At 53.4% G+C, this 21,719-nt stretch carries 20 protein-coding genes; 2 read left to right on the top strand and 18 right to left on the bottom strand.

Translation table 11 applies throughout. The features are described 5' to 3' along the window. Position 1: 1 nt before the first annotated feature. The 12 genes from emrA to ACMHLI_RS19655 all read right to left on the bottom strand — a co-directional run bounded on the left by emrA (position 2) and on the right by ACMHLI_RS19655 (position 13,510). Positions 2-1,180, bottom strand: a complete 1,179-nt coding sequence (gene emrA / locus ACMHLI_RS19710; RefSeq protein ID WP_413530934.1) for a multidrug efflux MFS transporter periplasmic adaptor subunit EmrA — start codon at positions 1,178-1,180, stop codon at positions 2-4. A 30-nt stretch (positions 1,181-1,210) separates the two neighbouring features. Beyond that, a complete protein-coding gene (locus tag ACMHLI_RS19705; RefSeq protein WP_413530933.1) occupies positions 1,211-2,665 on the bottom strand; it encodes an efflux transporter outer membrane subunit in 1,455 nt (484 codons plus the stop codon). A 22-nt stretch (positions 2,666-2,687) separates the two neighbouring features. Beyond that, complete coding sequence (gene mprA / locus ACMHLI_RS19700; RefSeq protein ID WP_413530932.1) at positions 2,688-3,209, bottom strand: transcriptional repressor MprA; 522 nt, start codon at positions 3,207-3,209, stop codon at positions 2,688-2,690. A 175-nt stretch (positions 3,210-3,384) separates the two neighbouring features. Next, positions 3,385-3,726: an L-valine transporter subunit YgaH gene (gene ygaH / locus ACMHLI_RS19695; RefSeq protein ID WP_413530931.1), complete on the bottom strand. Its 342-nt coding sequence runs from the start codon at positions 3,724-3,726 to the stop codon at positions 3,385-3,387. After that, complete coding sequence (locus tag ACMHLI_RS19690) at positions 3,716-4,477, bottom strand: AzlC family ABC transporter permease (RefSeq protein ID WP_413530946.1); 762 nt, start codon at positions 4,475-4,477, stop codon at positions 3,716-3,718. Before ACMHLI_RS19690 ends, ygaH begins: the two co-directional genes overlap by 11 nt. A 179-nt stretch (positions 4,478-4,656) precedes the next feature. Then, positions 4,657-5,841: an MFS transporter gene (locus ACMHLI_RS19685; protein ID WP_413530930.1), complete on the bottom strand. Its 1,185-nt coding sequence runs from the start codon at positions 5,839-5,841 to the stop codon at positions 4,657-4,659. 197 nt (positions 5,842-6,038) lie between these two features. Beyond that, a complete protein-coding gene (gene proX, locus ACMHLI_RS19680) occupies positions 6,039-7,034 on the bottom strand; it encodes a glycine betaine/L-proline ABC transporter substrate-binding protein ProX (RefSeq protein WP_413530929.1) in 996 nt (331 codons plus the stop codon). A 24-nt stretch (positions 7,035-7,058) separates the two neighbouring features. Beyond that, the gene (proX, locus tag ACMHLI_RS19675; RefSeq protein WP_413530928.1) at positions 7,059-8,057 is read right to left on the bottom strand and encodes a glycine betaine/L-proline ABC transporter substrate-binding protein ProX; all 999 of its coding nucleotides are present in this window, start codon (positions 8,055-8,057) and stop codon (positions 7,059-7,061) included. Between the two features lie 107 nt (positions 8,058-8,164). Further along, positions 8,165-9,355, bottom strand: a complete 1,191-nt coding sequence (gene proW / locus ACMHLI_RS19670) for a glycine betaine/L-proline ABC transporter permease ProW (RefSeq protein ID WP_413530927.1) — start codon at positions 9,353-9,355, stop codon at positions 8,165-8,167. Continuing rightward, on the bottom strand, positions 9,352-10,548 hold the full coding sequence (gene proV / locus ACMHLI_RS19665) for a glycine betaine/L-proline ABC transporter ATP-binding protein ProV (protein WP_112165825.1): 1,197 nt from the start codon (positions 10,546-10,548) through the stop codon (positions 9,352-9,354). The genes proW and proV overlap by 4 nt, the downstream gene beginning before the upstream one ends. A gap of 588 nt (positions 10,549-11,136) precedes the next feature. Further along, complete coding sequence (locus ACMHLI_RS19660; RefSeq protein WP_413530926.1) at positions 11,137-11,850, bottom strand: response regulator; 714 nt, start codon at positions 11,848-11,850, stop codon at positions 11,137-11,139. Next, positions 11,843-13,510, bottom strand: coding sequence for an ATP-binding protein (locus tag ACMHLI_RS19655; protein ID WP_413530925.1), 1,668 nt, complete (start codon positions 13,508-13,510; stop codon positions 11,843-11,845). The genes ACMHLI_RS19660 and ACMHLI_RS19655 overlap by 8 nt, the downstream gene beginning before the upstream one ends. A 319-nt stretch (positions 13,511-13,829) precedes the next feature. On the opposite strand from ACMHLI_RS19655, the gene ACMHLI_RS19650 reads away from it, so the two are divergent. Then, positions 13,830-15,185 (top strand): 2-hydroxycarboxylate transporter family protein, encoded by a 1,356-nt coding sequence (locus ACMHLI_RS19650; protein WP_413530924.1) that lies wholly within the window; start codon positions 13,830-13,832, stop codon positions 15,183-15,185. Positions 15,186-15,367: 182 nt separating this feature from the next. Beyond that, a complete protein-coding gene (locus tag ACMHLI_RS19645; RefSeq protein WP_413530923.1) occupies positions 15,368-15,928 on the top strand; it encodes an NlpC/P60 family protein in 561 nt (186 codons plus the stop codon). A 61-nt stretch (positions 15,929-15,989) separates the two neighbouring features. Here ACMHLI_RS19645 and ACMHLI_RS19640 read toward each other — a convergent pair whose 3' ends face one another. From ACMHLI_RS19640 to ACMHLI_RS19615, 6 genes are all read right to left on the bottom strand, one after another. Beyond that, entirely contained in the window at positions 15,990-17,030 is a 1,041-nt protein-coding gene (locus tag ACMHLI_RS19640; protein ID WP_413530922.1) for an aldo/keto reductase, read from the bottom strand. 135 nt (positions 17,031-17,165) lie between these two features. Then, entirely contained in the window at positions 17,166-18,149 is a 984-nt protein-coding gene (gene nrdF / locus ACMHLI_RS19635) for a class 1b ribonucleoside-diphosphate reductase subunit beta (RefSeq protein ID WP_413530921.1), read from the bottom strand. Positions 18,150-18,158: 9 nt separating this feature from the next. Beyond that, complete coding sequence (gene nrdE / locus ACMHLI_RS19630; RefSeq protein WP_413530920.1) at positions 18,159-20,321, bottom strand: class 1b ribonucleoside-diphosphate reductase subunit alpha; 2,163 nt, start codon at positions 20,319-20,321, stop codon at positions 18,159-18,161. After that, a complete protein-coding gene (gene nrdI, locus ACMHLI_RS19625) occupies positions 20,303-20,707 on the bottom strand; it encodes a class Ib ribonucleoside-diphosphate reductase assembly flavoprotein NrdI (protein ID WP_112165841.1) in 405 nt (134 codons plus the stop codon). The genes nrdE and nrdI overlap by 19 nt, the downstream gene beginning before the upstream one ends. 10 nt (positions 20,708-20,717) lie before the next feature. Further along, positions 20,718-20,957 carry a glutaredoxin-like protein NrdH gene (gene nrdH, locus ACMHLI_RS19620; RefSeq protein WP_413530919.1) on the bottom strand — a complete coding sequence of 80 codons (240 nt, stop codon included), beginning with the start codon at positions 20,955-20,957 and terminating at the stop codon, positions 20,718-20,720. Positions 20,958-21,225: 268 nt separating this feature from the next. Beyond that, positions 21,226-21,657: a carboxymuconolactone decarboxylase family protein gene (locus tag ACMHLI_RS19615; RefSeq protein ID WP_413530918.1), complete on the bottom strand. Its 432-nt coding sequence runs from the start codon at positions 21,655-21,657 to the stop codon at positions 21,226-21,228. Between the last annotated feature and the right edge of the window lie 62 nt (positions 21,658-21,719).

The following is a 21,719-nucleotide window of genomic DNA, read 5'->3' as shown; positions in this document are numbered from 1 at the left end:
TTTAGCCTGCATTTGCATGAATAACGTCAGCAATGATGGCGTTCACCGGCGCGAGATCCAGCGTCAGCGCGGTGGTCTGGTACAGCGGTTCGGTACGCACTTTCTCGGCCAGCACTAAACCGTCGCGGTTTTGTGTATCGACCGTGACCAATGCGGATAAACCGATACGCAGCGGATGTTCTTTCACTTCCTGATCGTTAAGCTCGATACGCACCGGTAAGCGCTGAACCACTTTGATCCAGTTACCGGTGGCATTCTGCGCCGGTAGCAGCGAGAACGCGCCGCCGGTGCCCATGTCCATCCCCACGACTTTGCCGTGATATTTCACGTCGTCACCGTACATATCACTGACCACGGTCGCAGCCTGGCCGATGCGCATATTGGCCAGCTGCGTTTCTTTAAAGTTGGCATCTACCCAGATGTGATTCGCAGGAACGACGGCCATCAGCGCGGTGGAAGAGTTGATCTGCTGACCAATCTGTACCGCACGGCGGGAAACAAACCCGTCGATCGGGCTGCGTACTTTGGTTCGTTGCAAGGCCAGCCAGGCATCGCGCACCTGAGCCGCGGCCTGAAGAACCTGAGGTTGCTGATCCACCGGCGTGTTAAGCACCATAGCCTGATTGGCGTTGTATTGCTGAACCGCAACATCGTATTGCGCTTTGGCGGTGTCAACGGCATCACGGGCGTGTTGCAATTCTTCACGGCCAATCGCATCGACATTGCCCAGCACGACGCGGCGTTTCAGGTCAGTCTGCGCCTGTTGCAACTGAGTCTGACGCAGAGCGATATTCGCCTGATACTGCTTCCCGTTGATGATCAACTGATGCGTCTGACGCACGCTGTTGGCCAGTGCGGTTTTAGAACGTTCGAACGCCTGTTCGGCATCCGTCGGATCAATCGTGACCAGTACGTCGCCTTTTTTCACAAAGTCGGTGCTGTCGAAATTGACGTCGGTCACGCTGCCCGAGACCTGCGCCATGATCTGTACCTGGTTACCTGCTACGTACGAGTCGTCCGTTGACTCAAAATGACGCAATACCAGCAGCCAGTAAAACAGGTAGGCAATAGCGATAATAATGAAAATTCCGGTTAACAAGAGCATCGCGGTTTTGCGCGTTTTCTTCTTATTTCTCGGAGCTTGCGGCGTTGCTGCCTGAGTTTCGGCATTTGCGCTCATGGTCTTCTCCACGCTGAGTCTGTGTAATTATTATGATTTTTGGTCCGCCGCCGGGGCCTGATAGCCACCCCCGAGCGCACGGATGAGACTAATTTTTGCCTGCATCACCTGACTGCTGGCATTAAGCTGCGCCTGCTGCTGTTGCAGCAGTGCTGACTGGCTGGTTAACAGCTCATCCCGTCCGATGATGCCAGCGTTGTATCTTGCATCCGAAACGCGATACACCTCGGAAAGCGACGTCGCAGCAGAAGAAGCCTGCTGCAATTGTTCGACGCTGCTTTTGGCGATGGTGATGGCATCCGCAGTTTGCTGGATGGCGTTCAGGATGGTCTGGTTATACGACTCAACGGACTGGTCATATAACGCGGACTCTTCGCCCAGTTTGGAGCGCAGCGCACCGGCGTGGAAAATCGGCAGCGAAATCGCGGGCGTGATGTTCCAGGCTTTACTGGCGGCTTCCAGAAGATTCGGGCTGGTGCCGCCGTAGTTGGTGGTGGTCAGACCGCCAAAGGCACTGATGGAAAGACTTGGGTAGAACTCTTTTTTCGCGGCGCTGACGCGCTGGGAATAGGATTCCACCAGATCGCGCTGTGCGGCGATGTCCGGGCGTTTACCCAGTAAATCGAGGGTCAGTTCACCTTTCGGTGCCAGCGCCTCAGGCGGCGGCAGTGCAACCGCGTGCAGCCCGTTCATCGCGTCCGGGCCACGTCCGGCCAGCGCAGATAACTGATGGCGCAGCTGTTCGGTCTGCGATTTCAGCGTAATGATTTGCTGTTTCGCGCTGTCGGCCTGAGCCTGCGTCTGTTGCGGGATCTCTATACCGTATACGCCTGCTTTGTACTGCGCTTTACGCAGATCCGCCAGACGCTGGTTGTTATCCACCTGATGTTGCAGGACGTCCTGTAAGGCCAGATTTGCCTGCAACTGGTAATAGGCTGACGCGACCGAACTGGTCAGCGTCAGAGCGGCTTCGGCCTGTTCAGCGCGGGCGGAATCCACCTGCGCTTTCGCGGCATTCACCTGATTGCGGTATTTTCCCCACCAGTCAAACTCATAGCTCAGATTCAGCCCGAGGCTGTTGCTGCTGTCATAAATCGGCGCTTCGGGATAACTGGTCAGGAACGGCGGGATAGTATTTTTCGCCACACGTTCACGTCGTGTCGAACCGTTCAGATCCAGATACGGGCCATTAGCAGCATCTGCTTCACCCATCACGCTCTGGGCTTCGCGCACGCGCGCGGCGGCCTGACGCAACGACGGCGAGTTTTGCAACGTTGCGGTCATCAGGGCGTCAAGCTGCGGGTCATTGAGACTGCGCCACCACTGTGGGCCGATGGTCAGAGAGCTGACTTTCGCCTGTTGCAGGTGAAGCTGTTGCGTATCCAGCAGCGACGACTGCGGAGCGATATTATTACTGGAGGCACAGCCGGCCAATATCAAAACGGCAAACAGCGGTGTAAGCCTCCAGCGAGCTTGGAGTGACATGTGTGGTTTACCTGACAGAAATTTAGATTTGTTGTAGTGCTGTCGCATCCATCTGATCAAGGCGAGTTAACAGTTTGCGCGTCAGGGTTTCTAACTGCTTCTGTTCATCAGCGTCTAACGTCGACCAGAGAAAATGCAGGCTCTTATGTTGAGGTGGCAGTAACTTTTGAATAAAAGCTTCACCGTCGGCGGTCAGATGCAAATGCAGGCATCGACGGTCGTTGTCACTTTCACGGCGTTCAATCCATCCACGCTTTTCAAGCTCATCCGCAATGCGGGTGGCGTTGGTACGGGAAGAACCCAACGCGGCACTCAGTTCGGAAGGCTGAATGCTGTGGCTTTCCTGCGCATCGAGCGTGAGCAACGCCATAAACAGCGTTTCGTTGATCCCTTGTGCTTTCAGCATTTTGTTGCGGTTTTCCAGCAGCTTACTTTGCATGTGCATACAAAGACGGGTCAGCAGAATTTCCTGATAAGGAAAATCTTTCTGCTTTTTAGCCCGGAAATTTAACATGTTTTCAATTGGCGCGAACGAACTGTCCATATGAGAAGCCTCATTAGTTACAGATGACATAGTAACGATGGTAATTAATAATATCAATGTTATGAAACCCCAATTCTTTAGCAATTAGTGTTATTCATAACTCCAGTGAATTATTCGATGTTTAAAGCATTCAAGAAACTTTGTTTTTCTGTGCCTGTGCATAAAGAAACGCGCTTCAGCCCGCCAGCAGCATCACCTTGAACACCAGGCCGTAAACTACGGCACCGGTAAGTGTGGCAATAATGATGCTTTTGGTTCGCCAGAACATCAGCGCGATCAGTACGAAACCGGCCAGCGACGGCAGAAGTTTCTGCGAGTCACGCAGAATTTCCGGCACGCCTGATACCACCAGCAGCGCACAAATTGAGGCGATACCAATGCTGTCGAGCACGCGGGAGAGTGGACCGCTTTTCAGCCGCCCTGACGTTTGCCGCGCACCAAGGCGCAGTGGCAAATATCGAAACAGATAATTGACCGTGCCCACCAGCAGGCACACCAGAATGACGTTAGTACTCATCGGGCGTGACCTCCGTCGCAGACAGGGCGAGAGGGCGTTGTCGCAGGGCGGCGAGACAGCCCGCGGCCAGACCGCAGCCGATAGCGGCGGGGATCGACCAGAACAGCAAGCCGCCCAGCGCACCGGCCAGCGAGGCGACAAACACCAGGCTATGCTGGCGCTTAAAGGCAGCGAGCAGGAAACTCAGGAACAGCGCAGGCAGCATAAAACCGAGAGCAGCCTCCACGGCGGGATAATTTTCCAGCGGCCCGTTACCAAACAGCGCACCGATTGCTGTGCCGAAAACCCAGGAGAGCCATGAGGAGAGCGCAATGCCGCACATCCAGTTCTCGCTCCAGCTGCGTTTATCGCGGATAAGTTTGGTTGTGGCGGCGGCGAACACTTCATCGGTCAGGCCGAACGCCCACAGCGCCGTTTTCCGGCCATTGAGTTTTCCCACAAGACTGTTGCTCAAAGAGCGGCCGTATAAAACGTGTCTGACATCCATCGCCATCACTGTCAGCGCAGAAACCCACAAAGACATCCCGGCACTGAGCAGCGCCGTGATCACAAACTGGCTGGCGCCAGCGTAAATCAGTATGGAAAACAGCAGGCTTTCAGCAGGCGTAAAGCCAAGTTTGACGGCGCTGAGGCCGAAAGCAAAAGCGATAGGGAGATAACCGATGACGACAGGCAGGCTATCGGTAATACCTTGTTTGAAGGTTGAAACACGGACGGGGTCAGGTGTTTCGGGCTCAGGATTGCTTTGCATGGATGTATAAAACATTGTGAAACCGGAAGGTGACCGGCGAATAATTTATGACGCAAACATTACCAGACTGTAAGTATTGTTAACACCCTTTGGTACAAATAAATTTCATCAATGATTATTCGCAAGCTAATCAGGAGGAGTGATGATTCCCTCCTGATTCTATTTTAATCAGACGATTTTCAGGCCAGTTTGTACTTATGCCCTTGCCACCAGACCAGCAGATTCAACACGCACATCACGGTTCCGGCAACGGAGACGCCGTACCAGCCCGCAGTCTGATAGGCCGACGCAGACACCAGTGATCCGACTGCGCCACCGATAAAGTAGGTGGTCATATAACCGGCCGTGAGTCGGTTTCGCGCTTCCGGCATCGATTTATAAATCACACTCTGATTAGTGATATGCACGCCCTGAACCGAAAGGTCCAGAACGATGATCCCGACGATCAGCGAAATCACCGAATGCTGCCCGTAGGCAATCGCCGCCCACGAGAGCAACAGCAGGACAAGTCCAACCGTCGTGGTCAGATGGGCTTTGCCTTTATCCGCCAGATGCCCTGCACGGGTAGCCGCCAGCGCACCGGCCGCGCCGACCAGACCGAACAGGCCGATAACGCCTTCAGAATACTGATAGGCCGGGCCCGCCAGCAGGAATGCCATCGAGGTCCACAGAATGCTGAAGTTAGCGAAGCAGAACATGCCGACCAGCGCACGGGTACGCAGCACCGGCGTGTGGATAAACAGCGAGAAAATGGATTTCAGCAGTTGCCCGTAATTCAGATCGGTTTTCTGCTCATGTTTCGGCAGCTTGCGCCATAGCACCAGCGCCATCACGATCATCAGCGCGCTGGCCACCCAGTACACCGTTCGCCAGCCGCCCAGCGAGGCGAGTGCGCCCGCAACGGTACGCGCCAGCAGGATCCCCAGCAGTAAGCCGGACATGATCAGCCCGACAACTTTACCGCGGCGTTCCGGCTCAGCCAGCGTGGCCGCCAGCGGCACCAGAATCTGTGCGACCACCGAGAACAGCCCGGTCAGCGCGGTCCCGATGAGCATAATGGTCAGCGTCGGCGCCATGGCCGTTATCAGCAATCCGGCGGCGGAGAGCAACGTCATCAACACAATCAGATTGCGACGTTCAAACATATCGCCCAGCGGCACGATAAACATCAGACCACACGCGTAACCGAGCTGCGCGACGGTGACGATAAAACCGGCCTGATTGACGGAAAGGCTGAACGCGCGCGCGATGGTTTCCAGCAGCGGCTGCGGATAATAGTTACTGGCGACCGCCAGCCCGGTGGCAATTGCCATCAGAATGATCAGCCCGGAGCTGAGCGGAGAATGCGATGTGGTATTTTTCATAATAGGAATTAGCAGATCTTATTGAAGAAGCAGGAAAAAGCGTGCGCCAAGTATCGTTGAACTTGAAATATTAAACCAATGTATAGTTTTAATGGCAACTATCTAGTTTTCTAATACCGCTGAGATTTTCTTCGACCACAAAAAAGCGGGCGGAGATTTCTCCCCGCCCGCTGGTCTGATTGCGTTCTGCTACCGGCTTATTTCGCCGCGGCAGCCGCTTCTTTTACCCAGCCATCAAATTCTTCCTGATGGGCTTTGATCCAGCCGTCGGTCTGTGCGGCGATATCGGCATCTGAGTTTTTACCCGCGTGCATCGCGGCGTTCTGCGCATTGATGTCTTTCAGTGGCAGTTTCATGATGGCAAACAGTTTTGCCGCCGCCGGGTTTTTCTCAGCCCAGGCTTTGTTGGCAACGATATGCATCGTGCTCACCGGGAAACCGTAGTTTTTGCCGTTTGGCAGTTTTGTGTCAGCATTTTTATCGCCTGGCACCACGGAGAAAGGTACCTGCATCCACAACACGTCTTTGCCTGGGATCAGCACGTTGCTGACCCAGTACGGCGTCCAGGTATAATAGAAGATGGGCTTACCTTCTTTGTACCGCGTGATGGTGTCAGCGATCATCGCAGAGTAGTTACCCTGATTGTGCGTCACGGTCGGTTCAAGACCATAAGCTTTCAGCTGTTCATTCAGCGCCGCTTCACAGCCCCAGCCCGGCGTGCAACCGGTCAGATCGGCTTTACCGTCGCCGTTAGTATCAAACAGTTTGGCCAGTTTTGGGTCTTTCAGCTGTTCGATATTAGTGATGTGATATTTCTCAGCGGTTTTCTTATCGATAAGCCAGCCCTGCGCAGCACCGGTCACGTAAGTGCCTTCACGATAAAAGACTTTGTCGCCACCGGCGGCTTTGTACATTTCATCATGCAGCGGCGACCAGTTGACGGCGATAAACTGCGCATCCCCTGCGGCAAGCGTGGTGTAGCCGACGTTGTAATCGACTTCACGCGTTGGCTGCACATCGTAGCCCAGTTTTTCCAGCGCCTTGCTCACCAGTTGTGTCTGGAAGGATTCTTCGCTGATGGTGCTCTGTACCGGAGTAACGCTGACGCCTTTGCCCGGTAAATCGGCAGCGAATGTTGATGCTGTAGCTAGTGTTGTGAGGGCGGCGAGCGCCCAGATTCCTGTCTTCTTCATAAAATCCTCGAATTTCGTTATTGATTATTTTGCGGCGGCGGCGGCTTCTTTAATCCAGCCGTCGAAGGTGGCCTGATGCGCTTTGATCCAACCATCAACGTGCTGCTGGATATCCGCTGAAGAGGATTCCCCTTCGTGCATTCGCAGGTTTTGTGCGTTCACATCGCTCAGTGGCAGTTGCATGATGGCGAACAGTTTCGCGGCCGCCGGGTTTTTCTCAGTCCAGGCTTTGTTGGCGACGATATGCTCGTTGTTCACCGGGAAACCGTAGTTCTTGCCATTCGGCAGGGTGGTATCCATGTCTTTCTGCGAGCCCGGATTCGCCGAGAACGGCACGGTCAGCCAGACCACATCTTTGCCCGGTTTCATTTCGTTGCTCACCCAGTACGGCGTCCAGGTGAAATACAGCACCGGTTTGCCGGCTTTATAGCGGGTCAGCGTATCGGCGATGATGGCCGAGTAGTTGCCTTCGTTCTGGGTGACGGTATCGCTCAGGCCATAGGCCTTGATTTGCGTATTCACGACAGAACCGCAGACCCAGCCCGGATTACAACCGGCCATATCGGCTTTGCCGTCACCGTTTGCATCGAAAAGTTTGGCGAGCTTCGGATCTTTGAGCTGTGATAAATCGTGAATGTTGTATTTGTCGGCAGTTTTCTTGTCGATCAGATAACCCTGCGCCGCGCCCTTGATGTATGTGCCCTGACGGTAGAATTTCTGGTCGCCACCGGCGGCGTTGTACATGTCTGTTTGCAGCGGTTCCCAGTTCACGGCCATGTAAGTGGAATCGCCGCTGGCGATCGCGGTATACGCGACGTTGTAATCTACTTCGCCGGTCTGCTGAACGTCATAACCCAGTTTTTCCAGCGCGCGGTTAACCAGTTCGGTCTGGAAGGTTTCTTCCGCGATGGTGCTTTGCAGCGGTTTGACGACCACGCCTTTGCCCGGTAAATCGGCGGCGAACGTCGCTGAGGATGTGACGAGTGTGCTCAGGGCAAAAGCCCAGATTGGTGTTGTGCGCATGGTGAACCCTTATTCTTGCTTGTGAATACGTAAGAGTGGACTGCGTTGTTTTACTTAGAGAGTTGATAACCCGGCGGCGAACCGCCGGGAGACGTGCAGAGTGTGAATCAGGCTTTCTTCGCGAAAGGTTTCATCACCAGGCCGACAGGACCACGAGTGAACCAGCGGTGACCGCCTTTACTGCGACTGTCGCGACCCATGGACTGCGTCAGGCGGTCAAGAATAATGGCGAGGATAACGATACCCGCACCACCGACCGAGGCCAGACCCATGTCGAGACGGCCAATACCGCGTAGCACCATCTGACCCAGACCACCAACGGCAATCATCGAGGCGATAACCACCATCGACAGCGCCAGCATCAGCGTCTGGTTAATACCGGCCATGATGGTCGGCATCGCCAGCGGCAGCTGTACTTTGAACAGCAACTGGCGCGGGCTGGAACCGAAGGACTTCGCGGCCTCGATCAGATCTTCCGGCACCTGATTGATACCCAGAATGGTCAGACGAACGACCGGCGGCAGGGCGAAGATAATTGTCACCACGACGCCCGGCACGTTACCGATACCAAACAGCATGACGATCGGCACCAGATAAACGAACGCCGGCGTGGTCTGCATGGCATCAAGCAGAGGCCTGATAATTTTCGCCGCCCGCTGACTGCGCGCCAGCCAGATACCCAGCGGCAAACCTATCAGAATACAGAAGAACAGCGACGTCAGAACCAGCGCCAGCGTCACCATCGCCTGCGACCACGCGCCGATAGCGCCGATCAGCACCAGCGAAACCAGCGTGGCGGCACCCATGCCTAACCCGGCCATCTGCCAGGCGATCAATGCGAACACTAAGATCGCAATGGGCGCGGGCAGCGTTTCGAGACCGTGCTGAAAACCGCTCAGGACGAAATCAACCGGTACGCGGATCCCCTGGAATACCGGACGGAAGTTGCCGACCAGCCAGTCGATCCCTTCAGTCACCCAGTGATCGAGCGGGATAAGCGTGCTGTGGAACGGATCGAGAATATTAAAATGCTGATGCTGTTCAGGCGCGACATTTAGCCAATCGTTGGTTTGTGCGGCGGCATGATGCGAGGCATCCGGTGCGCTGGTAGCGGCATCACTGCTGCCACCCCAGGGATCGCTGCTGCCATCGGCAGGCGCTGAAGCTGCCGCATCAGCCTGCGGTGCGACACCGCCGCTGGCGTTATCAGCACTCCAGGGATCGATTGACGGATCCAATGTCTCAGCCTGAGCGGCCTGTGCATGTTGAACGATAGTGCTATTTATTGAGTTGCTCATTCGTTACCCCCTTCTTTGTCCAGAGCCTGAAGCAGCATGGCTTTGGAAATAATCCCGATATAGTTATTGTCCTCATTGACGACCGGCACGGCGCAAGGCGCGGCGGCGACATGGGAAATCAGTTCGCTGAGTGGCATATCTGCCAACACCGGTGCCGGAGATTCCAGCAGGGCGCTTTCCAGCGGCTGATTGGCTTTCAGCGCAGTTTTCAGCGATTCGATCGACACGACGCCGATGAATTTCTGTCCACGTTCCAGCACATAACCATATTCACGGTCTTCATCTTCCAGCAGCTTGAGCGCTGCACGGGGACCAAAACCGGGGGTTTTACGAATGAGTGCGCCACGACGGCGTGCGATATCTTTGGCGCTGAAGACCTGACTGATGTCCACGCCGCGGAAGAAGGTGCGCACATAGTCATTGGCCGGATTATTCAGAATGTCTTCCGGCGTGCCGACCTGCACCACTTCGCCGCCCTGCATAATGGCGATGCGATCGCCAATGCGCATGGCTTCATCTAAGTCATGGGAAATAAACACGATGGTGCGCTGATGCTGAGCCTGCAACTTCACCAGCTCATCCTGCATTTCGGTACGAATTAACGGGTCAAGCGCCGAGAAGGCTTCATCCATCAGCAGAATGTCAGGGTTGTTAGCCATCGCACGGGCTAAGCCCACACGCTGACGCATACCGCCTGATAATTCATCGGGATAAGAGTTGGCATAGTTTTCCAGACCGACCTGACGCAGCGCATCAAGGGCTTTGGCATTGCGCTCTTCCACCGGCACGCCGGCAAGTTCCATACCAAACGCGGTGTTATTCAACACGGTCAGGTGTGGCATCAGCGCAAAGGACTGAAACACCATACTAATTTTGCTTCGGCGTACCTGGCGCAGTTTTGCTTCTGAGATTTTGGCGATGTCTTCGCCATCGATCAACACTTCGCCGCGGGTGGGCTCTATCAGACGATTGAGAAGGCGTACCATGGTGGACTTACCGGAACCGGATAACCCCATGATGACGAAGATCTCGCCTTCTTCAATGGCCAGACTGGCATCTTTAACGCCAAGTGACAGACCGGTTTTCTCAAAAATTTCTTCTTTACCCTTGCCTGCGTCGATCATCTTGAAAGCGCGATCCGGGTTTTCGCCAAATACCTTATAAAGATTTTTTACTTCGATTTTAATTGCCATGCAATATGCATTCCTTGGATATAAATAGCCGTATCGGCTCGATGTCTAGTTTTTCTGTTGGACCGTATAGGATATTACCTGTAACGAAATAGTGAACGCGTTATACCCTAACACATCGAAATTCTGAGACAAGTCTCAATGTTTCTGAAGGATATTCATGGTTGCGATTCTGGTGGCGTATTTGTACGTGTCATGCGCTGCTAATTATCTGGCTTTCTCGTTGACATTTAATGACAAATTATCGGGTGATAAGATTTTTATCTTTGTGCTAATTATTTCTCCACTAACATCTATCATCAATATACTTAGTGTATTGATATTAAAGAATTTAATGACTTTTCTTTTTGTGGGGTTTTATACAAGGGTAATTCACTGGCATCAGCGATTTAAATGCAAATTCACAGCGGTATTTTTTCACTGTAAATAGAGATTTCAGCCTGAGGTGAAAGGCGTAAATTTACCGGTTGTCCGAAAGGTGCCTGATGGATGAAATATTTTTCTCAGGCAGCCGGGAGTGCGGGTGACAGGCCGGTGCTGATACCGGCAGAACGAGGGAAATTGAGCAGAGGAAATGTCCTAAATTGAGCGTCAGGAGTCGGATTTTTCCGTGTCGGATATTTTGCGATACAGACGCCTCGGATGGCCGATATTTCCGTACTGCATCTCGACGCCGATAAAGCCCATTTCCACACAATATTCCAGGTAGCGGCGCCCGGTGGTTTTGCTGATCCCGACCTCTTCCACTACCTGTTCAACCGACCAGCTGACGTCGGGTTTAGCGTTGAACACCCGCTGCACCAGTTCAAGCGTATTCGGCTCAATCCCTTTAGCGGAAGGGGCGGGCGGCGTATCGCTGGCGGGCAAATTGAATAACCTGTCGAGCGCACGCTGATCGACCACTTTCACATATCGCAGTGTCTCCACCAGCTGCATAAAACGTTCGAGCGAGCTGCGCAGGCGATGGAACGACACCGGTTTGATGATGTAATCGAATGCGCCGCTGCGCATCGCCTGACTACAGGTTTGCATATCGCTGGCGGCGGTAATGAAAATCACCGAGCAGTCGAAGCCTTTCAGCAGCGGACTGTCTATCAGGTCCACGCCCTGACCGTCCGGCAAATAGTTATCCAGCAGGATTAGCCGGGGCTGATGTAAACGGACTAATGAGCGCGCCTGTTCCAGGGTGGCGGCCAGGCCGACCACCCGCAGATTGAAATTTTGTTCGATAAAATCGCGGTGCAGACCGGCAAGATGCGGCTCATCTTCCACGATCACCACATCGAGTACGCTAAGATTATTCATGTTTCTTTCCTGTTAAAGCATCCGCCGGGTACGGAATAAAGACTGAAAATATCGTACCCTGCGGCGTATTGTCTGAGATTTCGATGCTGCCGCCCGCCTGACGGACATAACTTGCTACCAGATACAGGCCGATGCCATGTTCCGCGCCTGTCATATCATCGCCGCTCTGCGGCTTGCTGGTGACGCCCTGCTCAAACAGGTGAGGCTTCAGCACGTCATCCACGCCGCCGCCGCGATCGGCCACCTCAACCAGCAGCTCGTGATTTCTGTCAGAAATATACAGCTCCACCGGTGCAGGTGCGGTCTCTGCTTTAAGTGTGGCGTCCACGGCGTTATCCAGCAAATTGCCAATAACAGACATCAGCTCTGTTTCGCTGATGGCGGACGGGATGCGTGACAACTGACAGGCCGGATCGAATGCCAGCTCGACGCCTTTCTCGCGTGCGCTGACGTATTTCCCCAGCAGCAGCCCGCACAGCGCCGGCGAAGTGAAGCGCGCCGAGACAAAATCCAGCACCGCCTGCGCACCTTCGGACTGCGCCTGAATGTAGCGCATCGCGTCGTCGTAGCGCTGCATTTGCAGCAAACCGGCCAGCGTCGCAGTCCAGTTCAGCTGTTCATGGCGCATGATGCGCAGACTGTCGGCGTAGCGTTTGACCTGGCTCAGCTGGCTGCTGAGCGTATTGATGTCATTTTTATCGCGAAAGCTGAACACCCATCCGCTTTCCCTGCCGGGCTCCAGCTCGATAGGTACGCGGTTGACGATCACCTGCCGCTGATTGAGTACGGTTATCTGATCGTGACGGCTGCTGTTTTTGGCGGGGGGCGCGTCCTGAACGCCGCTTTCGGTAAAGAACGTTGGCGGAGTCTCCAGCACGTCAGCCAGCGGTTTGCCGAGCAGTTCATTTTCCGGCTGGCGGATATCCAGCAATTCACGCGCCGCGCGGTTAATCAGAATCAGCTGCTTCTGGCCGTTAATGGCAAATACGCCTTCATACATCGCTTCCAGCAGCGCTTTTTGCTGACGCACCAGCAATGCAATATCTTTCGGCTCCAGCCAGAACATCTGCTTTTTTACGTTGCGGCTAAAGATCCACGAGAAAATAAACAGCAGGATTAAAAGCAGCATGCCATATAAACCCGCCTGCGCCAGACGGCGGCCATTAATATTATCGATATAAGATGTGAGATAACCGACCGAAACAATGCCGATGACCTGATGGCGGGCATTAAAAATCGGTGCTTTACTGCGTAATGAAACGCCGATGCCACCCTGGCGCACCGAAATAATGGTTTTCCCGGCCAGGACTTCAGCGTTATCGCCGCCAATCATCGGTAGATCAATTCTCTCCGGTGATTCGGAATGGTAAAGATGTCGCTCGCGGACATCGCCAATCACAATATAACTGGCATCGCTTTGATCGCGCAGCGGCTGGATCAGGCGCGCAATTCCTGTGACGTCGCGGTCAGCGACTTTTTGCGCCAGTCCCGGCATCAGTGCAATTTCACTGGCCTGAACCCGCGCCCGCTGGCCGAGATCGTGATGCAGTTGCCGGTCGATAACGTGAAACAAAATGGCGCCCAGCAGCGCTAACAGCAGGCAGGAAAATAGCACCAGAGATAAAAAGAGTTTTACCTGAAAAGGCAATCTGCGTTTCATACGACCTGCCACGGGAACATCAAAAGACACATGTCGAATAAGCGTATCACGGCGTACTCCGCATCGTAATCTGCCAAAGGCAGAGTTGTGAACAGGGAATTAAAAACAGCTTTATTTCACGCAGTGATTACAAGGTTAATAAGGTTGTTTACTACTAATCTGGTAATCCTTATAAAGGAAGTCGCATTAACACCATAAAAACCATAACAACCTTAATCCCTGCGATTTTAATTTGAACAAACTCACATCCTCCAGGCGGCTGTGTTTCTTATGCTGACCCTCTCAATAAAAAAAGTATCGATAAGAAAAGGGCGATGTCATGAGCACAACCGACGATTCCTACATTGTTGTTGAAGACAGAAATAAAACCGGACTCTCTGCCAGACAAAAATGGTGGCACATTCTGGATAATTACAAGATAGGGATTATTCCGCTGCCTTTCTTTTTGCTGGCGGGCGTGCTGATCCTGCTCGATTGCCTCAACGGCAAACTGCCCAGCGACATCGTGGTGATGGTGGCGACGCTGGCCTTCTTCGGTTTTGCCTGTGGCGAATTCGGTAAGCGCTTGCCAGTGGTCGGCAAACTCGGTGCGGCGGCGATCTGTGCCACCTTTATTCCCTCGGCGATGGTGCACTACGGCCTGCTGCCCGACGTCGTGGTCGATTCCACGGTCAAATTCTACAAATCCACTAACATCCTCTATCTCTACATCTGCTGCATCATTGTCGGCAGCATCATGAGCATGAACCGTCAGGTGCTGATCCAGGGCTTTATGCGCATCTTCGTGCCGATGTTGTGCGGTGAAATCGTTGGGATGATAGCCGGCATGGCGGTTGGTACCGCGCTCGGCTTACCGCCGGTGCAAACCTTCTTCTTCCTGATCCTGCCGATCATGGCCGGTGGCGTGGGCGAAGGCGCGATCCCACTGTCGATGGGCTACGCGACTATCTTGCATATGGAGCAGGGCGTGGCGCTTGGCCGTATTCTGCCGATCGTCATGCTCGGCAGCCTGACCGCGATCGTCCTGGCGGGCGTGCTTAACCAGATCGGTAAACGTTATCCGCATCTGACCGGCGAAGGTAATCTGATGCCCGCGAAAAAAGGCCATCTGGGCAGTGGCACCGACGAATTCAACGGGAATCCGGGCGTCAATGCGCTGGCCTGTGGCGCACTGCTGGCGATCCTGCTGTACATGGTGGGGATGCTCGGTCAGAAGTGGATAGGCTTGCCTGCGCCGGTCGGCATGTTATTTGCGGCAGTGGTGGTGAAACTGGCGAACGGCATTTCCCCGACGATTCAGCATGGCTCGATGGCGGTGTATAAATTCTTCCGCACGGCGGTGACTTATCCGGTGCTGTTCGCGGTAGGTGTGGCGATCACGCCGTGGCAGGAACTGGTTGACGCCTTTACCGTGCAGAACCTGTTGGTGATTGTCACCACCGTGCTGGCGCTGGTGGCCACCGGTTTTTACGTCGGCAAGAAAATTGGCATGCATCCGATTGATGTTGCGATCGTCTCCTGCTGCCAGAGCGGGCAGGGTGGCACGGGTGATGTGGCGATCCTGACTTCCGGCAACCGCATGACCCTGATGCCGTTCGCACAAATTGCTACCCGAATTGGTGGTGCGATCAATGTGTCTGTAGGACTTTTCGTGCTGGCGAAGTTCTTCTCCTAAATCCTGCCTGCGGAAGGGATTGGTTTTATGAGGTAAATAATGGAGAGTCCATTTTCGGACTCTTTTTATGATGGTTATTATCTGTCCGCTGGTTATTATTTGCTCACTCAACGACGAGTCACCCGCCCCGTTAGCTGGTTCCCAGGTAAGGAAAAATTATATTTTAAGAAAAGAAATCGCGCATGTTTCGTTTTAAAACTTTCACCTCTGCATTATTAATATCGTCTTCCTTATTGTTCAGTACGCATTCTTTCGCGTTTGATTTACCGAAAGAATTCGCGGCCATCGGCCAGCATCATTATATTCAAAATGAGATTTTTGATGTCAAAGAATCCGCTATTTACGATGGTAATTTCGGTCAATCGAAGACTATCAAAGCGGCCTTGCTCTCCCAGTATTCCCGCTGGAAAGGCACGCAGTATCACTGGGGCGGCACCACGCACAGCGGCGTCGATTGTTCCGCGCTGATGCAGCATATTTTCAATGATTCCCTGCACACCGAATTACCGCGCACGACGTTTGAACAAATCAAAAATGGCACAATGGTGAGTAAAAATAATCTTAAGCCGGGGGATTTAGTGTTTTTTAAAACAACGCCTGGCGATCGTCACGTAGGGGTGTATATCGGTGATAACCAATTTATTCATGCATCCAAAATCGAAGGTGTCACAATTTCATCACTGGATAATCAATATTGGGTGGATCACTACGAAACAGCGCGACGTTTAGAACTGACAACATAATGTAATTTGTTTGCAGAAGAGGCGGATAAAACATTTATCCGCCTGCTGTGTGATTAACGCTTTATTTATCCGAAGATGCCTGCCACAGATTCAGTTCCCCGTCTGCAACGTGTTTATCAATCGCCGCCAGTTCCTCCGCGCTGAAACGCAGATTGCCCAGTGCCTGCACATTTTCGTCCAGTTGTTCCGGGCGGCTCGCGCCAATCAGCACCGACGTCACGCGGTCATCTTTCAGCAACCAGCTCAGCGCCATCTGCGCCATCGACTGGCCGCGCTGCTGTGCCATCTCATTGAGCAACCGCAGGCTGTTAAGGTTGGCATCAGTGAGCATTTTGGCATTCAGTCCGCGCACTTTATTTCCTTCGATCTGCATCCTTGAACCGTCCGGAATACCGTTGAGATATTTTCCGGTCAGCAGCCCCTGCGCCAGCGGTGTAAAGGCAATACAGCCTGATCCATTTTGCTCCAGCGTATCGAGTAATCCACTCTTATCGACCCAGCGGTTTAGCAAGTTGTAAGACGGCTGATGGATCAGCAGCGGTACTTTCAGCTCGCGTAACAGCTCAGCCATTTTCTGCGTGCGCTCCGGCGAGTAAGACGAGATCCCGACATACAGCGCCTTGCCGCTTTGCACGGCATAAGCCAGTGCGGCGGCGGTTTCTTCCATCGGCGTTTCTTCATCTACGCGGTGCGAATAGAAGATATCGACATAATCGAGCCCCATGCGTTGCAGGCTTTGATCAAGACTCGCCAGCAGATATTTACGTGAACCGCCCGCGCCGTAAGGGCCGGGCCACATGTCATAACCGGCTTTGGTAGAGATGATCAGCTCATCGCGATACGACGAAAAATCCTGACGCAGCAGCTTGCCGAAATTCTCTTCCGCCGAACCCGGAGGCGGCCCGTAGTTATTCGCCAGATCAAAATGGGTGATGCCTAAATCAAAAGCTTTTTGCAGCAGCGCGCGCTGTGATTCCAGCGGGCTGACGTGGCCGAAGCTGTGCCAAAGGCCAAGCGAAAGAGCAGGGAGTTTGAGGCCGCTTTGACCGCAGCGGCGAAATTGCATAGTTTCATAGCGGGAGGGTGATGCAGTGTAAGGCATGATGTTTCCTTTTTGATTGCGTAGGGTTTTGAAACACTGTTTCTATACTAACGCTCAGAGCAATAAGGGCAACATCGGAAGCGGTTTTTAGCTCACTCCCCTGCGAAGGGGAGTAAATCCATCAGCAATTATGCGTCAAAAGTCCCAGTCCTCATCTTCCGTATTCACCGCCGTACCAATCACATACGATGAGCCTGAACCCGAGAAGAAGTCGTGGTTTTCGTCGGCGTTTGGTGACAATGCGGAAAGGATCGCCGGATTGACGTCCGCCATGCTGGCCGGGAACAGGGCTTCATAGCCGAGATTCATTAGCGCTTTATTGGCGTTGTAGTGCAGGAATTTTTTTACATCCTCGCTCCAGCCGACGCCGTCGTATAATTCTTCGGTGTAGCGGATCTCGTTGTCGTACAGGTCCTGCATCAGTTCAAACGCCTGCTCTTTGATCTGCCGCTGACGTTCTTCGCTTTCCAGCGCCAGGGCTTTCTGAAATTTATAGCCGATGTAATAACCGTGAACGGCTTCATCGCGAATGATCAGACGGATCAGATCGGCGGTGTTGGTCAGCTTGGCGCGGCTCGACCAGTACATCGGCAGATAAAAACCGGAGTAGAACAGGAAGGATTCCAGAAACACGCTGGCGACTTTCTTCATCAGCGGATCTTCGCCGTCGTAGTATGAAAGAATGATCGCCGCTTTGTTTTGCAACGCGACGTTTTCCTCACTCCAGCGATAGGCCTCGTCTACGTCCACGGTGGCGCACAGCGTCGAGAAGATCGAGCTGTAAGAACGCGCATGTACTGCTTCCATAAAGCAGATATTCGAGTACACCGCTTCTTCGTGCTGTGTCACCGCATCTTTCATCAGCGTCGGTGCACCGACCACATTTTGCACAGTGTCGAGCAGCGTCAGGCCTGTAAACACGCGGATGGTCAGCTGCTTTTCCTGCGCGTTCAGCGTCGCCCAAGACGGAATGTCATTGGAGAGCGGCACTTTTTCCGGCAGCCAGAAGTTGGAGGTCAGACGGTTCCACACTTCCAGGTCTTTATCGTCCTGAAGTTTGTTCCAGTTAATGGCTTTGCTTACCGGCTGTGGCACCAGCAGTTGTTTAATTCCACTCATATTTCTTCCTTAAAGTGTGCAGGACACGCAGCCCTGAACTTCGGTGCCTGCCAGCGCCATCTGACGCAGACGGATGTAATAAATAGTCTTGATGCCCTTACGCCAGGCGTAAATCTGCGCTTTGTTGATGTCGCGCGTAGTGGCGGTATCGCGGAAGAACAGCGTCAGCGACAGCCCCTGATCGACGTGCTGCGTGGCCTCGGCGTAGGTATCAATAATCTTTTCCGGGCCGATTTCGTAGGCATCCTGGTAGTAATCCAGATTGTCGTTGGTCATAAACGCTGCCGGATAATACACACGGCCAATTTTGCCCTCTTTGCGGATTTCCACGCGGGACACAATCGGGTGAATACTCGACGTCGAGTTATTGATATACGAAATCGAACCGGTCGGCGGCACCGCCTGCAAATTCTGGTTATACAGCCCGTGCTGCATCACCGATGCTTTCAGTTCCGCCCAGTCTGCGGTGGTCGGGATTGGGATCCCGGCATCCGCGAACAGTTCACGTACGCACTCAGTTTTTGGCTGCCATTTATCTGCCTGCGCGTCATCGACGTATTTTTCAAAATAGGTGCCGCTGGCGTAGGTCGAATCGGCAAAACCTTTGAAGGATTGCTGGCGCTCGATGGCGATCTGGTTCGAGGCGCGGATCGCGTGGAACGCCACGGCGCAGAAGTAGATATTGGTGAAATCCAGACCTTCTTCGGAACCGTAATAAATCCGCTCGCGGCACAGATAACCGTGCAAATTCATCTGGCCGAGGCCGATGGCGTGCGAATCCTGATTCCCCTGGTCGATAGACGGCACTGAGCGAATGTGGCTCATGTCAGAAACCGCCGTCAGCGCCCGTACCGCCATTTCTACGGTGTGACCGAAATCCGGTGAATCCATCGCTGAAGCGATATTCAGTGAGCCGAGATTACAGGAAATGTCTTTGCCAACCTGCTGATACGACAAATCTTCGCCGTAAATCGTCGGCGAATTCACCTGCAAAATCTCCGAACACAGGTTGCTCATGTTGATGCGACCTTTGATCGGATTGGCGCGGTTCACCGTATCTTCAAACATCATGTACGGATAGCCGGATTCAAACTGAATCTCCGCCAGAATCTGGAAGAACTCGCGGGCGTTGATCTTGGTTTTGTGAATGCGCTTGTCATTCACCATCTCGCGGTATTTCTCGGTGATGCTGATTTCAGACATCGGCACGCCGTAGACTTTCTCGACGTGGTATGGCGAGAACAGGTACATGTCTTCGTTATTTTTTGCCAGCTCGAAAGTGATATCCGGAATAACCACGCCGAGCGACAGCGTTTTGATGCGGATCTTCTCGTCGGCATTTTCGCGTTTGGTATCCAGGAAACGCAGAATGTCCGGATGATGCGCGTTGAGATAGACCGCGCCCGCCCCCTGACGCGCGCCGAGCTGGTTGGCGTAGGAGAACGCATCTTCAAGCATCTTCATTATCGGGATCACGCCGGAAGACTGGTTTTCGATACGCTTAATCGGCGCGCCAACTTCACGAATGTTGGTCAGCATGAACGCCACGCCGCCGCCGCGTTTGGACAGTTGCAGCGCCGAGTTCACCGAGCGGCCGATGGATTCCATATTGTCTTCGATACGCAGCAGGAAGCAGGAGACCAGTTCGCCGCGCTGTTTTTTACCGCAGTTGAGGAACGTCGGCGTCGCAGGCTGGAAGCGCCCGGAAATGATCTCATCCACGAAATGCCCGGCAAGCTGGATATCGCCGCGCGCCAGCGTCAGCGCCACCATGCACACGCGGTCTTCGTAACGCTCAAGGTAACGCTTGCCGTCGAAGGTTTTCAGCGTGTAGCTGGTGTAATACTTGAATGCGCCCAGAAAGGTCTGGAAGCGGAATTTTTTGGCGTAAGCCTGTTTGAATAACGCCTTGATGTCGTCGAAAGCGTATTGATCTAACACGGCGGCTTCGTAATAACCCTCTTCCACCAGATAGCGTAATTTCTCCGCCAGATTGTGGAAAAACACCGTATTTTGATTCACGTGTTGCAGAAAATACTGACGTGCAGCCAGCCGGTCTTTATCGAACTGGATGCGGCCTTCGGCATCGAACAGATTCAGCATGGCGTTGAGCGCGTGATAATCGGGGCTGGAGGTGTCCGCCTCGGTGAGATTCAGTTCTGTCGTTGCCAAAATTCAGTAACTCCCTGTGTAACCTTTGCAACGTCTTCCGGCGTACCCAGCAATTCAAAGCGGTACAGGTAAGGTACCTGACACTTCTGGGCGATGATGTCACCGGCTATGCAATACGCTGCGCCGAAATTGGTATTCCCGGCGGCGATAACGCCGCGGATGAGTGAACGGTTATGTTCGTCGTTCAGAAAACGGATCACTTGTGTCGGCACTGCGCCTTTGGCCGACCCGCCGCCGTAGCTCGGGACCACCAGAATGTACGGTGAAGTCACGCGCAATTTTTCAGGCTGACGGTTAATCGGAATGCGGATCGCCGGCAATCCGGTTCTGCCGACGAAACGATGTGTGTTTTCGGAACTGCTGGAGAAATAGACCAACGGATTCATCCGCCGATCCTCAGAACGCGTTCTGGAGCTGACGCAGTTCGCTGATTTTGTCCGGACGAAAACCGGACCAGTGATCGTCACCGGCGACAATGACCGGAACCTGCTGATAACCCATCGCACGAACCTGGCCAAGCGCCTGCACATCTTGAGTCAAATCGATCACTTCATAGGCGATGCCATGTTTATCTAATGCACGGTACGTCGCATTGCACTGGACACAGTCTGGTTTACTGTAAATAATAATGCTCATGATTCGTATTTCCATTTGGTAAGAAATCAGAGACAATTTTTGCCTGACCGCTGCGGCGCTGCTTTTGCCGGGGATCAGGCACGAGAGTCGGTGCCTTCATGGCGTCCCGATGGATCGAATACTAGATGTGGTAATTAAAATATTCAACCACACAATATGTAGATATTTCAAAAATGCTTATTGCAAAAACAACAAAGCCCGCAGGATGCGGGCTGTGAGGCGAAAACTTTTTCAGATTCAAATAAAGTTTAAATAGTGAGCGATCAGGTTACTGGCGCATACCGACGGCCAGACGGTTGAATGCATTCATTACCGCAATCGCAAAGGTCAATTCTGAGATTTCCACTTCGCTGAACTGTGCTTTGAGCGGCTCAAAGGCGCTGTCCGGTGCGCCGGTTGCCGCCACCAGTGTGATTGATTCTGCCCATGCCAGCGCGGCACGTTCACGCTCAGAATATGCATGGCTTACTTGCCAGCCCGCCAGCTGATCCAGTTTGGTCTGGGCAACGTCCATTTTACGCAATGCCTTCGAATGCATATCCAGACAGTAAGCGCAGCCATTTATTTGTGAAACGCGCAGGAATACCAGCTCGATAATCACATTATCCAGCGGACCTTTTTCCAGCGCGCCGAGTGCTGCGACCATCGGTTCCATCACAGAAGAAGACAGGGTGAAGTAGGGCAGGCGAAGCGTATTCATAGTGATTTCCCGGTTGAAGGAAGACGCACAGCGCGTCTCTATACCCGCCACTTTACGCGGTG

This window comes from Rahnella inusitata (assembly GCF_965118895.1).
Lineage (GTDB): Bacteria > Pseudomonadota > Gammaproteobacteria > Enterobacterales > Enterobacteriaceae > Rahnella > Rahnella inusitata_A.
This window is presented reverse-complemented; position numbering and strand designations above follow the sequence as displayed.